Annotated in this window: 10 protein-coding genes; 7 read left to right on the top strand and 3 right to left on the bottom strand. The window is 61.1% G+C overall.

Features of this window, described 5'->3' with window-relative positions; translation table 11 throughout:
• The first annotated feature begins 182 nt into the window (after window positions 1–182).
• Window positions 183–1,160 (top strand): GMP reductase, encoded by a 978-nt coding sequence (locus PRZ01_RS16960; RefSeq protein WP_273598010.1) that lies wholly within the window; start codon window positions 183–185, stop codon window positions 1,158–1,160.
• Window positions 1,161–1,304: 144 nt separating this feature from the next.
• Here the strand turns inward: PRZ01_RS16960 and PRZ01_RS16955 are convergent, their stop codons facing one another.
• Entirely contained in the window at window positions 1,305–2,360 is a 1,056-nt protein-coding gene (locus tag PRZ01_RS16955) for an alkene reductase (protein WP_273598008.1), read from the bottom strand.
• A gap of 238 nt (window positions 2,361–2,598) precedes the next feature.
• On the opposite strand from PRZ01_RS16955, the gene PRZ01_RS16950 reads away from it, so the two are divergent.
• Window positions 2,599–5,457, top strand: a complete 2,859-nt coding sequence (locus PRZ01_RS16950) for a valine--tRNA ligase (protein ID WP_273598006.1) — start codon at window positions 2,599–2,601, stop codon at window positions 5,455–5,457.
• Here the strand turns inward: PRZ01_RS16950 and PRZ01_RS16945 are convergent.
• Window positions 5,427–6,395 carry an NAD(P)-dependent oxidoreductase gene (locus PRZ01_RS16945; RefSeq protein WP_273598004.1) on the bottom strand — a complete coding sequence of 323 codons (969 nt, stop codon included), beginning with the start codon at window positions 6,393–6,395 and terminating at the stop codon, window positions 5,427–5,429. The genes PRZ01_RS16950 and PRZ01_RS16945 overlap by 31 nt on opposite strands.
• A 129-nt stretch (window positions 6,396–6,524) precedes the next feature.
• Between PRZ01_RS16945 and galU the strand changes: the two genes are divergently transcribed.
• Entirely contained in the window at window positions 6,525–7,418 is an 894-nt protein-coding gene (gene galU, locus PRZ01_RS16940) for a UTP--glucose-1-phosphate uridylyltransferase GalU (protein WP_273598002.1), read from the top strand.
• A gap of 61 nt (window positions 7,419–7,479) precedes the next feature.
• Here the strand turns inward: galU and PRZ01_RS16935 are convergent, their stop codons facing one another.
• Window positions 7,480–7,950 carry an Lrp/AsnC family transcriptional regulator gene (locus PRZ01_RS16935; protein ID WP_273598000.1) on the bottom strand — a complete coding sequence of 157 codons (471 nt, stop codon included), beginning with the start codon at window positions 7,948–7,950 and terminating at the stop codon, window positions 7,480–7,482.
• Between the two features lie 137 nt (window positions 7,951–8,087).
• On the opposite strand from PRZ01_RS16935, the gene PRZ01_RS16930 reads away from it, so the two are divergent.
• From PRZ01_RS16930 to PRZ01_RS16915, 4 genes are all read left to right on the top strand, one after another.
• On the top strand, window positions 8,088–9,395 hold the full coding sequence (locus PRZ01_RS16930) for an omega-aminotransferase AptA (protein WP_273597998.1): 1,308 nt from the start codon (window positions 8,088–8,090) through the stop codon (window positions 9,393–9,395).
• 44 nt (window positions 9,396–9,439) lie between these two features.
• Window positions 9,440–10,750 carry an NAD(P)/FAD-dependent oxidoreductase gene (locus tag PRZ01_RS16925; RefSeq protein WP_273597996.1) on the top strand — a complete coding sequence of 437 codons (1,311 nt, stop codon included), beginning with the start codon at window positions 9,440–9,442 and terminating at the stop codon, window positions 10,748–10,750.
• Between the two features lie 20 nt (window positions 10,751–10,770).
• Window positions 10,771–11,556, top strand: coding sequence for a gamma-glutamyl-gamma-aminobutyrate hydrolase family protein (locus PRZ01_RS16920; protein ID WP_273598065.1), 786 nt, complete (start codon window positions 10,771–10,773; stop codon window positions 11,554–11,556).
• A gap of 67 nt (window positions 11,557–11,623) precedes the next feature.
• Window positions 11,624–12,991: a glutamine synthetase family protein gene (locus PRZ01_RS16915; protein WP_273597995.1), complete on the top strand. Its 1,368-nt coding sequence runs from the start codon at window positions 11,624–11,626 to the stop codon at window positions 12,989–12,991.
• Window positions 12,992–13,032 lie beyond the last annotated feature (41 nt).

Raw genomic sequence — 13,032 nt, 5'->3', positions numbered from 1 at the left:
ACCCATCCCAAGCGGGCATGCACTCACAGGGTGCCATGCCAGAACCGCGTAGAATCAGACACCGGGCCCAAATTTTGGTGCTCGGTTCGTCGAAGACGTTTTCCGGGTCACCAAGTCAAGCGCTCGCAGCCCAGGAGTTGCACTGCTTGCAACGCACTCCACATTGCGAACTTGGGAACGATATGGAAATCTTCGACTACGACAACATTCTCCTGCTGCCACGTCAATGCCGCGTTGAAAGCCGGGGGGAATGCGACAGCTCAGCCAGTTTTGGCCCGCATCGATTCAAGCTGCCGGTGGTGCCCGCGAACATGAAAACGGTGGTTGACGTGCCCATCACCGAATGGCTGGCCGCGAACGGCTATTTCTACGTGATGCACCGCTTTGATCTGGACAACGTGGCCTACGCCAAGTCCATGCGCGACAAAGGGCTGCTTGTCTCTCTTAGCTCAGGCGTCAAAGCCGCCGACTACGCCGTCATCGACCGACTGGCCGCAGAAGGCGTCGGCGCCGACTACATCACCATCGACATCGCCCACGGCCATGCCGACAGCGTGCAGCGCATGATTGCCCACATCAAGCAACGTCTGCCCGACACCTTTGTCATTGCCGGCAACGTTGGTACGCCCGAAGGCGTGATTGACCTCGAAAACTGGGGCGCCGACGCCACCAAGGTCGGCATTGGCCCGGGCAAAGTCTGCATCACTCGCCTCAAGACAGGCTTTGGCACGGGCGGCTGGCAACTGTCTGCATTGAAATGGTGTGCCCGGGTGGCTACCAAACCCATCGTGGCTGATGGCGGCATTCGCCACCACGGCGATATAGCCAAGAGCGTGCGCTTTGGCGCCGCCATGGTGATGGTGGGCTCGCTGTTTGCGGGACACGAAGAATCGCCCGGCAACACCGTCGAGTTGGACGGTAAGCTGTACAAAGAGTATTACGGCTCCGCCAGCGACTTCAACAAAGGCGAGTACAAGCACGTTGAAGGCAAGCGCATTCTTGAGCCCGTGAAAGGAAAGTTGGCCGACACCCTGCGCGAGATGCAGGAAGATGTGCAGAGCTCCATCTCCTACGCCGGCGGCAAAACCCTGGGCGACCTCCGCAAAGTCAACTACGTCGTACTGGGCGGGGAGAATGCCGGTGAACATTTGTTCATGTGACGACCGAACGCAATGAGGTCTGAACGGCGCCACAGGCGCCACCCGGCATTCCGGCACAGCCAAAATGCCGGTGAACATTTATTCATGTGAGGGCCGAGCAAGGCGAAGGCCCGTGTGAAAGGGCCAATCGCCTGCGCTCTGCCCTTACATCACCGGATAGTCGGTGTAGCCCTTGGCACCCGGCGTGTAGAAGGTGCTGGCGTCCGGCTTGTTCAGCGGTGCACCCGCCTTGATGCGGGCGGGCAGATCCGGATTGGCGAGGAAAGCGGTGCCGAAAGCCACTGCGTCCAACTTGCCAACGTGGATGGCTTGCCCGGCCTCTTCTCCCGTGTAGCCCATATTGCCGATCAACACGCCTTTGTACGCCTGACGCGCCACGGGCATCACATCCCCCGTTTGAGCCTGGAAGAAGTCGGCGCGCATCAAGTGCAGATAGGCCAAGTTGAATGCATTCAGGCGGTCGGCCAAAAACGCTGTCCAAGCCATTGGGTCACTGTCTTTCATGCTGTTGTAACTGTTCAGCGGTGACAGGCGCAGGCCCACGCGATCAGAACCAATGGCTGCAGTGACCGCCGTGAGCACTTCAAACAAAAAGCGCGCCCGGTTTTCCAAGGAGCCGCCATAGGCATCGGTCCGTTGGTTGGCGCTGTCGCGCAGAAACTGGTCGATCAGGTAGCCGTTGGCGCCGTGCACCTCCACGCCGTCAAATCCAGCTGCAATCGCATTGCGGGCGGCTTGGGCATAGGCCTCGACCAGCGCCGGAATTTCGTCCACGCGCAAGGCGCGGGGCACGGCATTCGGCAGCTTGCCCTGAGGGGTATGCACCTCGCCCTCGATGGCGATGGCGCTGGGAGCCACGTTCTCGGCACCGTCGTTCAGCGCGGGATGGGCGGCACGCCCTGAATGCCATATCTGCAGAAAGATGCGGCCACCCTTGGCGTGAACTGCGGCGGTGGTCATTTTCCACGCCTCGATCTGTGCAGCAGAGTAGATGCCGGGATCGTTGCCGAAAGCAGAGGTACCCGGTGCGATCATGGTGCACTCGGTCACCAGCAGGCCGCCACCCGCCCGCTGGGCGTAGTACTCGGCCATCAATTCATTGGGCATGTGCCCGGCGCTGGCGCGGGTGCGCGTCAGGGGTGCCAGAATAATTCGGTTAGGCAGCGACAGTGCGCCGACTTGCAGGGGTGCGAACAACATGGTTTGCTTTGCCTTCTGAGGTAAACGTCGAAAGTCGCCAAGGTACCACTGTCAAAAGTAGCCTTGGTCAGGCTGGGGCCTCTTGATTTTGTGCTGTGTTTTTGACAAGTCAACGCTGAAGAGCCGGCCGGGCGCCAGACACATCCCACGTTCGCTGCGATTTCACCTGGGCGGACACCTACAATCCTCCACCATTTCTAATGCATTTCCTTCGCGCCTCTGTCGCGCCGCCGCTGCCATGACCGAACTCGCCAAATCGTTTGAACCCGCCGCTCTGGAAGCCCACTGGGGACCGCTGTGGGAGGCCAAAGGCCTGTACAAACCCACGCTGGATGTCGCACGCGAGTCATTCTGCGTCCAGCTGCCGCCACCCAATGTGACCGGCACCCTGCACATGGGCCATGCGTTCAACCAGACCATCATGGACTCGTTGACGCGCTACCACCGCATGCTTGGCCATAACACATTGTGGGTGCCCGGCACCGACCATGCCGGCATCGCCACCCAGATCGTGGTGGAGCGCCAACTGGCCGACAAGGGTGTGGAAGGCGCCAAGACCCGCCATGACCTGGGCCGCAAGAATTTCGTCGCCCGCGTCTGGGAATGGAAGCAAGAATCCGGCAACACCATCACCCGGCAGATGCGCCGCATGGGCGACAGTGTCAGCTGGGACCACGAGTACTTCACCATGGACGACAACCTGTCCAAGGTGGTGACCGAAACCTTTGTGCAACTGTTCGATGAAGGCCTGATCTACCGCGGCAAACGCTTGGTGAATTGGGACCCGGTGCTGAAGTCTGCCGTGTCCGATCTGGAAGTCAGCAGCGAAGAGGAAGATGGCTTCCTCTGGCACATCCGCTACCCCCTGGCCGATGGTAGCGGCGATCTGGTGGTGGCCACGACCCGCCCGGAAACCATGTTGGGCGACGTGGCCGTGATGGTGCACCCCGAAGACGAGCGCTACACCGCCTTGATCGGCAAGCAAGTCTCGCTGCCCCTGTGCGGACGCAGCATCCCCGTCATTGCAGACGACTATGTAGACCGTGCTTTCGGCACCGGTGTGGTGAAGGTGACCCCGGCGCACGATACCAACGACTATGCCGTGGGGCAACGCCATCAGTTGACGATGATCTGCGTGCTGACGCTGGACGCCAAGATCAATGACGAGGCCCCCGAGGCCTACCGCGGCCTGGACCGCTTCGTGGCTCGCAAAAAGATCGTCGCCGACCTGGAGGCCCAGGGCTTTTTGGTTGAAGTCAAAAAGCACAAGCTGATGGTGCCGCGCTGCGAGCGCACCGGCCAGGTGATCGAGCCCATGCTGACCGACCAGTGGTTTGTCGCCATGAACAAGCTCGGCAAGAACGGCAGCAGCATCGCCCAGGGCGCCATCGACGCGGTGGAATCCGGCGAGGTCAAGTTCTACCCCGAGCAGTGGATCAACACCTACAACCACTGGATGGGCAACATCCAGGACTGGTGCATCTCGCGCCAACTCTGGTGGGGTCACCAGATTCCGGCCTGGTACGGCAGCGGGGGTGAATTGTTCGTGGCACGCGACGAAACCGAGGCCCGGGCCAAGGCCACCGCGGCAGGCTACACGGGTGAGCTGACCCGCGATGAAGACGTGCTGGACACCTGGTACTCCTCCGCCCTGGTGCCCTTCTCCACCCTGGGCTGGCCGGCCAAGACGGTGGAGCAGGATTTGTTCTTGCCGTCGAATGTGCTCGTGACAGGCTACGACATCATCTTCTTCTGGGTCGCCCGGATGATCATGATGACCAAGCATTTCACCGGCAAGGTACCCTTTAAGGACGTGTACATCCATGGCTTGGTGCGCGATTCGCAGGGCCAGAAGATGAGCAAGTCCGAAGGCAATGTGCTGGACCCGGTGGACCTGATCGAGGGCGTCGATCTGGACACGTTGGTGGCCAAATCCACCATGGGCCTGCGCCGTCCCGAAACAGCCCCCAAAGTCGCCGCCCGGGTAAAAAAGGAATTCCCCGAAGGCATGCCAGCCTACGGTGCCGACGCGCTGCGCTTCACCATGGCCAGCTACGCCACCCTGGGGCGCAACATCAACTTTGACACCCGGCGCTGCGAGGGCTATCGCAACTTCTGCAACAAGCTGTGGAACGCCACTCGCTTCGTGCTGATGAACACCCAGGAGCAGGACTGCGGCCTGCTGGAGCACAGCAAGGAGCAATGCGCACCGGGCGGCTCGGCGCACGGCTATCTACAGTTCAGCCCGGCGGACCGCTGGATTTCGGGTGAGTTGCAGCGTGTGGAAGCCGCCATTGCGCAAGGCTTTACCGAATACCGCCTGGACAACGTGGCCAACGCCATCTACTCCTTTGTGTGGGACGAGTATTGCGACTGGTACCTGGAAATCGCCAAGGTGCAGATCCAGCAAGGCAACGAAGCCCAGCAACGCGCCACCCGCCGCACCTTGATTCGGGTGCTGGAAACCGTGCTGCGCCTGCTGCACCCGATCGCGCCCTTCATCACCGAAGAACTGTGGCAAACGGTGGCCCCCGTGGCCGGCCGCAAAGCAGCTGATTCAGAAAGCTATCTGGTCAACGCCGCCTACCCGCAAGCGCAGCTTGAACGCGTCGACCCGGTGGCCGACGCATGGGTGGCTTCGCTGAAAACGGTGGTCGGCACCTGCCGCAGCCTGCGCAGCGAGATGAACCTGTCGGCCTCCGAGCGCGTGCCCCTGCTGGTGGGCGGCGATACCCGCTTCCTGCGTGAGGCAGCGCCCTTCCTGAAGGTGCTGGCCAAGCTGAGCGAAGTGAAGATCTTCGACGACGAAGCCGCCTTCACCACGGCCAGCCAGGCTTCGCCCGTACTGGTGCACGGCGAGGCACGCTTGGCGCTGCAGGTGGAAATCGACGTCGCGGCGGAAACCGCACGCCTTTCCAAGGAAATCACCCGCCTTGAGGGCGAGATCACCAAGGCCGAAGCCAAGCTGGGCAACGAAACCTTCGTAGCCCGTGCGCCGGCAGCCGTTGTGGCGCAAGAGCGTCAGCGCATTGCCGAATTCAGTAGCACGGTGCAGCGCCTGAAAGATCAGCTGGCACGCCTGATCCCGGCACCTTGAGCGAGCGGGCGGGCGATGAATTCTCCCGCCGGTTCCGGCGCTTCGGCCAGCAACTCGTCGATGCGCCGTGCCACGCCCCAGGCCGCGCGGGCGCGGGATTCGCGCGTCGTTCCGGCCAGTCGCGGTGTGACCTGGAGGTTGGCGGCTCCGTGAAGCGGGCGCCCAGGTTCTTGCATGCCCGGCTCCAGGCTGTCCAGCCAGGCCGCCAGGATGCGGCCTGAAGACAAGGCATCGGCCAACGCCTTGTCGTCAAACAAGGCGGCATGGCTGATGCTGACCCACACTTGGTTGGGTCGGGAGAACTCCAAAACCCGCTCGCCGAGCAGCCCGCGGTAGCGCGGAAAAAACGCGAGCTGTACGCTCACGCCATCGCTCTGCTCCATCAACTCACGCAGCGGCAGGGCTTCAATCCCCCATTGGGCCCACAACGGATCGCTTTGATGCAAGCTGGGGTCATACCCCACGACCCGGGCCCCAAAGGCAGGCAGCAACTGCGCCAACATGCGCGCGGCGGGCGTCATGCCAATCAAACCGATGGTGGCGCAGCCCAGCTCACGCCCCACCCACATCCCGTCGCTGGACTGTATGGGAACCCGCCGCAGCAGCGACAGCAGTGCCGCCACGATGAACTCCGCCTCAGCGCTGCCGGTGGCCGTAGCGCTGCGAATGACCTCCACACGCGCAGTTCGGCAAGCCTCCAGATCAATGTTTTCAGCCCCCGCACTCATTCGCCCGACCACGCGCAGCTTGGGCGCGGCGCGCAACAAGGCAGCATCAACCGCCACGCTGGGCGGCAAGATCAAGGCGCGGGTGTGGTGCAAGGCCTCCCGCAGTTGGCGGGCCTGCCCCACCAGTTCAGGCGCAAACCGCACCGGCTGACGCTCTGACAGCCATTGCATGACATCCACTTCAAGGGGTTCAAGAATCAACAAACTCATGTCATTCAACGGTGTTTAAATGCGGCAGGTCGAGAAAAGTCACATGCAACAATGACGCTGCAAAAGCCTGTCTTTGCGCCAATCAAATGACTCTCGAAGTCGTTCATGTTTTTAGGAAAGTCAACGGAAATGTCAATCAAAGCAGCCAATCATCCCGGCGTGGTCAGCAAAGCCATCTTTCCTGTCGCCGGTTTGGGAACACGCTTTTTGCCCGCGACCAAGGCCCAGCCCAAGGAAATGCTGCCCGTCGTGGACAAGCCACTGATTCAGTACGCCGTCGAAGAAGCCTATGCCGCTGGTGTGCGCGAGATGATTTTTGTGACCGGACGGCACAAACGCCCCATCGAAGATCACTTTGACATGACTTTTGAGTTGGAGGTAGCCCTCGAACAGGCGGGTAAGGAAGAATTGCTCGAAGTTGTCCGTTCCGTGAAGCCTGACGACATGGAATGTGTGTACGTTCGCCAAGCGCAGGCGCTCGGCCTGGGGCATGCGGTGCTGTGCGCCCAACGATTGGTGGGCAATGAGCCCTTCGCTGTACTGCTGGCAGATGACCTCATGGTCGGTCAGCCGCCGGTGCTCCAGCAGATGGTGGAGCAATTCAACGACTGGCGTGCGTCGATCCTGGCGGTGCAGGAAGTGCCTGCCGAGCATACTCGGCGTTATGGCATCGTCGCAGGCAATCCCGTTAACGACAAATTGCTGGATGTCACCCGCATTGTCGAAAAGCCCGCGCCCGAGGCAGCACCCTCGCGTCTGGCCGTGGCCGGACGCTACATTTTGACGCCAGGCATCTTTCGTGAGATTGCCAATCAACCACGCGGTGTTGGCGGCGAAATCCAACTCACCGACGGCATTGCAGGCCTGCTGCGTCGCGAGAAGGTTTTTGCCTATCGCTACGACGGCAAACGCTACGACTGCGGCAGCAAAGAAGGCTTCTTGCAAGCCAATGTGGAACTGGCGATGGCACACCCGCAATTGGGTGAAGGCTTCCGCGAGTTTTTGCGCACGCTCGAACTTTGAATTACCTCGGCGTCGGGCCAACTTTAGCAGCCGGTGCCCGGCCCCGGGTCTGCAACACCCCTCAAAGCTCGAATGCCGTCGTCCTCTTGACCGTGCGCAACACCAGCATGGAGTTGGACCGGGCCACGCCCGGTAAATGCATCAACACATTGCTGTGCAGGCGCTCCAGATCCTCGGCATCTTTATAGGCAAAGCGCAGCAGATAGTCGTTGGTGCCGGCGACATAGAAACAGTCGAGTATCTCGGGAATATCCCGCACCGCCTGTTCGAACGCCCCCAGCGCCTGCGGCGTCATCCGCTCTAGGTTCACGATGGTGAAGCTGGTGCCCGGCTGGCCAATCGCCTTCGGGTTGACCAGGGCCACATAAGCGGCAATCACACCGGCATCTTCCAGCGCTTTCACGCGCCTGAGGCAGGCCGACGGCGACAAATGGACAGCACGCGCCAAGTCCACATTGGCAATCCGCCCATCACGTTGCAAGACATTCAAAATATTGCGATCAATCGCATCCAAGGCCACTTCCGAACTCATTTTGAGAATTTTCCACCGAAATATCCAATCATCATCGCACAAAGTTGCAAGATCAAGGGTATGACCCAGGGCACAAGCGCAAGCAAATTGCGCACCAAAGTGCCTAGACTCAGTGGCAGTCAACCGAAGTAAAAGTCATGCCACAAAAGCTCGATGCCTATTGGATGCCCTTCACGGCCAACCGCCAGTTCAAAAAGTCGCCCCGACTCCTGACCGGCGCCGACGGCATGTACTTCACCGATGACAAAGGGCGGCAGGTGCTGGACAGCATCGCCGGGCTGTGGTGTGTGAATGCCGGACACAACCGGCCCCGCATCGTCCAGGCCATTCAAAAGCAAGCGGCCGAGCTGGATTTCGCCCCGCCCTTCCAGATGGCGCACCCCAAGGCCTTCGAGCTGGCGGAACGCCTGGTTGAGTTGAGCCCGGCGGGCTTGAACAAAGTCTTCTTCACCAACTCGGGTTCAGAGTCGGTCGAAACGGCCTTGAAAATGGCCATCGCCTACCACCGGGTGCGGGGCGAAGGTGCGCGCACCCGCTTGATTGGCCGTGAGCGCGGCTATCACGGCGTCAATTTTGGCGGCATCTCAGTGGGCGGCATTGTGGGCAACCGCAAAATGTTCGGCACCATGCTGGGTGGCGTTGACCACATTCGGCACACCCACGACCCCGTGCGCAACGCCTTTTCAGTTGGTCAACCCGCCTACGGCGCGGAGCTTGCCGACGATTTGGAGCGCATGGTCGCCTTGCATGATGCATCCACCATCGCCGCCGTGATTGTTGAGCCCGTGGCGGGTTCTACGGGCGTGCTGATTCCGCCCCAAGGCTATTTGCAACGTCTGCGCGACATTTGCGACAAGCACGGCATTCTGCTGATTTTTGACGAAGTCATCACCGGCTTTGGGCGCACCGGCCAGCCCTTTGCAGCCCAGACTTTTGGTGTAACGCCCGACTTGATGACGGTGGCCAAGGGGCTCACCAATGGCGCCGTGCCTATGGGCGCCGTTTTCGCCAAAGACAGCATCTACGACACCTTCATGCAGGGGCCTGAGCACCTGATCGAATTCCTGCATGGCTACACCTACTCGGCCCACCCGCTGGCCTGCGCAGCCGCCTTGGGTACCCTGGACACGTACAAGGAAGAAGGCCTGCTTACCCGCGCCAGCGAGATGCAAAGTTACTTCGCTGAAGCCTTGCATTCGCTCAAAGGCGAACCCCAAGTGATCGACATCCGCAATATCGGCTTGGTGGGCGGCATTGAGTTGGCCTCTTTGCCAGGTGAGCCTGCCAAACGAGCCTTCAACGTCTTCCTCGACTGCTGGGACAAAGGCGTGTTGATCCGAACTACGGGCGACACCATCGCGATGAGCCCACCGTTGATTGTTGAGCGCACACATATCGATCACATCATTGACACCGTGCGGGGCGCGCTGCGGCGCGTTGCCTAAGTTTTTCACCACGGCCCCTCCCTCCAAAGGATTGCCTAGCGCATATGACCTTGCTCAGCGTCGACCACGAACTGACCCGCGACTCCTACTACCTCGCCACCTCCCGGCGCGAGACTAGCCATGAGCCACTTCAGCAAACGATCCATGTCGATGTCGCCATCGTCGGCGGCGGTCTGGCGGGTCTTTCCGCCGCCATTGAGTTGGCACAGCAAGGCCGCAGCGTCGCCATTCTCGAAGCGGGTCAGGTGGGCGGTGGCGCATCGGGGCGCAACGGCGGGCAGCTGATTCACGGACTGGCCTGCGACCAGGAAACCATCGAGCAGCAACTGGGTCTGGCAGACGCAAGGCGCGTCTGGGCCATGACGCTGGAGGCGTTGGACATCGTCCAAGAGCGGTGCACGACGCACCAGATCGACGCAGACAGGCAAGGCGGCTTTCTCAGCCTCGCCACCACGCCCGGCAAGGCTGCGCAACTGCAAAAATGGCAGCAGCGCATGGCGGAAATCTACGACTACCCGATGACGTGGATCCCTCAGGCACACATGGCCGACTGGATCGAAAGCCCCCGGTTCAAAGCCGGCTTGCACGATCCACGCTCGGGGCACTTGCACCCGCTCAAATACTGTCTTGGGCTGGCCGCCGCCGCAAAGCGGCTGGGCGTGCAAATCTACGAAAACACGGCGGTCACGCGCATGGATGAGGGTCAGGTTTTGACCTTGCATACCGCGACTGGGCAAATCCGTGCCAGCCAAGCCTTGCTGGCAGGCAATGTCTACCTGCCCGAACGTGCGCCCAAGCTAGCGCACCAACTAAGTGCGCGCATCATGCCGGTTGGCACCTATATCGTGTGCAGCGAACCGATCGAAGCTCAGCGTTTTGAGCGCTTGATCCCAAGCCGCTCTGCCGTGTGCGACACCAACTTCGTGCTCGACTATTTCCGCCCCACGCCGGATCGCCGAATCCTCTACGGCGGACGGGTCAGTTACAGCACGCGCTCCCCACGTTCGGTGAAAGACAGCATGGCCGAACGCCTGCGTTTGAGCTTCCCGCAATTGAGCGACGTAGGCATGGAATTTGCGTGGGGAGGGTTTGTGGATATCACCATGAACCGTGCGCCTGATTTTGGCCGAATCGGCCAGGCCAACAACATTTACTACCTTCAAGGTTTCTCCGGCCATGGCCTGGCGTTGACGGGGCTGGCAGGGCGGATCGTTGCTGAAGCCATTCAAGGCGACAGCGAACGATTCGATGTATTCAGCCGGCTCAAGCACAAGCCCTTTCCGGGTGGCAAACTGCTTCGCATGCCCGCTCTGGTTCTCGGCATGGCCTATTACCGATTGAAGGATCTGCTGTGACGCGCCGTGACAACGCCAACATGCCGAACAAACCGGTGGTTCTGGTCCCGGCCTGCAACCGCCCTGTGGGTGAGCACCCGTTCCATATCGTCGGCAAAAAATACATCGATGCGGTGCGGCTGGCCGGCGCCCTGCCCCTCGTCGTTCCGGCGGCCCGTGCTGATGAAATCGACGAATTGATGCAACTCGCCGATGGCCTGCTGCTCACCGGCTCGCCCTCCAATGTCCACCCCAGCCACTTTGGTGAAGACGTCCACAACAGTGCCCTGCCGCTGGACCCTGACCGTGATGCGTGGACCTTGCCGCTGATCCGTGCGGCGGTGGCGCGCGGGATGCCGCTCTTCGCCATCTGCCGGGGTTTTCAGGAAATGAACGTCGCTCTGGGCGGCAGCCTGCATCAGGCGGTTCAAGAGCAAGCAGGCATGGCCGACCACCGCGCGCCGCCTGAGCAGCCCCCTGAAATCGCCTACGCACCACAACACCCGGTTCACATCATGCCCGGCGGTTTGCTGGAGCAATTGGTAGGGCACGGCCCGGTGATGGTCAACAGCCTGCATGGCCAAGGTGTCAAGCAACTCGCCCCGGGCCTACGGATCGAAGCCGTGGCCCCTGACGGTTTGGTGGAGGCATTCAGTGTCGAAGCCAGCCCCGGTTTTTCAATCTGCCTGCAATGGCATCCCGAGTGGCAGGCGGCTCAGAACCCCGTCTCCATGGCCCTGCTGCAGGCCTTCGGCCAAGCGTGCCGCGACTATCGCGATCAGGTGGCGGCGGTTCGCCACGATTCGGTTCGCGATCCCGAGACCTAGTGCCTTCCCTTGACGCCAAACACCCCGGACCCCAAGGGCCCGGATCAATGACGAACAAAGGAACACCATGGTTGATCGCAACAATTTCACCTTCAGCGAACTTGAAAACTGGCTGCAAGAGCAGCGCGTCACGGAAATCGAATGCCTTGTGCCCGACCTGACCGGCGTGGCACGCGGCAAGATCTTGCCTCGCCAAAAATTCACCGAAGACCGCGGCATGCGCCTGCCCGAGGCCGTGGTGGCCATGGGTGTGACGGGTGAATTCCCCGAAGAAGGCCCGTACTACGACGTCATCAGCCCCAATGACCGCGACATGCACCTGCGGGCCGACCCCACCACCGCCCGCCTCGTGCCCTGGGCCGTCGACCCCACCGCGCAGATCATCCACGATTGTTTCGATCGCAATGGCGAGTTGGTGCCCTTCGCGCCACGCTCCGTGCTGCGCCGCGTTTGCGGGCTGTTTGACGCTGAAGGCTGGGACCCGGTTGTAGCGCCCGAGTTGGAGTTCTACCTGGTGGCCCGCAACTCCGACCCCGACATGCCGTTGAAGCCGCCCATCGGCCGCTCAGGCCGTGCAGAAACCTCGCGCCAAGCCTACTCCATCGACGCGGTGAATGAATTCGACCCGCTATTCGAGGACGTCTACGAGTACTGCGAGAAGATGGAACTCAACGTCGACACGTTGATTCACGAGGTCGGCGCTGGCCAGATGGAAATCAACTTCTTCCACGCCCACCCGATGGGCTTGGCAGACGAAGTGTTCTTCTTCAAACGCACGGTCCGTGAAGCGGCGCTGCGCCATGACATGTTTGCCACCTTCATGGCCAAACCCATTGCCGGCGAACCCGGCAGCGCCATGCACATTCACCAAAGCGTGATCAACAAGAAGACCGGCCGCAATCTGTTCAGCAACGAAGACGGCTCGGCCAGCGATGAGTTTCGCTGGTACATCGGCGGCCTGCAAAAGTACATTCCTGCCGCCATGGCCTTGTTCGCGCCCTATGTGAACAGCTACCGCCGATTGGCCCGCCATACGGCCGCCCCCATCAACATTCAATGGGGCACCGACAACCGCACCGTAGGCATCCGCTCGCCCCTGGCACCACCCCAAGCACGTCGCATCGAAAACCGGGTGATCGGCGCCGATGCCAACCCCTACGTGGCATTGGCTGCCACGCTGGCCTGCGGCTACCTGGGCATCAAGAACAAGATCGAACCTTCACCCGAATGCAAGGGCGACGCCTACCTGGGCGACTTCCAGTTGCCACGCTCCCTGGGCGAAGCGCTGACGCTGCTGCGTGAAGAGAAAGAGCTGGCAGCCATCCTCGGCGAGCAATTCGTGACGGTGTATACCGAGATCAAAGAGATCGAGTACGCCGAGTTCATGAAAGTGATCTCGCCCTGGGAACGCGAACACCTGCTCTTGCACGTTTGAGTGCACATGCCAATGCGCTGAGCCTGACGCTCAGGGCATGG

This window comes from Roseateles koreensis, assembly GCF_028595305.1.
GTDB classification, from domain to species: Bacteria; Pseudomonadota; Gammaproteobacteria; order Burkholderiales; family Burkholderiaceae_C; genus Paucibacter_A; species Paucibacter_A koreensis.
The sequence above is the reverse complement of the archived record's forward strand: the minus strand, read 5'-3'. Positions and strand labels throughout refer to the sequence as shown.

What these genes read in the sequence shown, in the direction of transcription:
- PRZ01_RS16950 (WP_273598006.1), top strand. Translation starts at nt 2,599, where the DNA reads ATGACCGAACTCGCCAAATCGTTTGAACCCGCCGCTCTGGAAGCCCAC.
- PRZ01_RS16925 (WP_273597996.1), top strand. Translation starts at nt 9,440, where the DNA reads ATGACCTTGCTCAGCGTCGACCACGAACTGACCCGCGACTCCTACTAC.
- PRZ01_RS16935 (WP_273598000.1), bottom strand. Translation starts at nt 7,950, where the DNA reads ATGAGTTCGGAAGTGGCCTTGGATGCGATTGATCGCAATATTTTGAAT.
- galU (WP_273598002.1), top strand. Translation starts at nt 6,525, where the DNA reads ATGTCAATCAAAGCAGCCAATCATCCCGGCGTGGTCAGCAAAGCCATC.
- PRZ01_RS16930 (WP_273597998.1), top strand. Translation starts at nt 8,088, where the DNA reads ATGCCACAAAAGCTCGATGCCTATTGGATGCCCTTCACGGCCAACCGC.
- PRZ01_RS16960 (WP_273598010.1), top strand. Translation starts at nt 183, where the DNA reads ATGGAAATCTTCGACTACGACAACATTCTCCTGCTGCCACGTCAATGC.
- PRZ01_RS16945 (WP_273598004.1), bottom strand. Translation starts at nt 6,395, where the DNA reads ATGAGTTTGTTGATTCTTGAACCCCTTGAAGTGGATGTCATGCAATGG.
- PRZ01_RS16920 (WP_273598065.1), top strand. Translation starts at nt 10,771, where the DNA reads ATGCCGAACAAACCGGTGGTTCTGGTCCCGGCCTGCAACCGCCCTGTG.
- PRZ01_RS16915 (WP_273597995.1), top strand. Translation starts at nt 11,624, where the DNA reads ATGGTTGATCGCAACAATTTCACCTTCAGCGAACTTGAAAACTGGCTG.
- PRZ01_RS16955 (WP_273598008.1), bottom strand. Translation starts at nt 2,360, where the DNA reads ATGTTGTTCGCACCCCTGCAAGTCGGCGCACTGTCGCTGCCTAACCGA.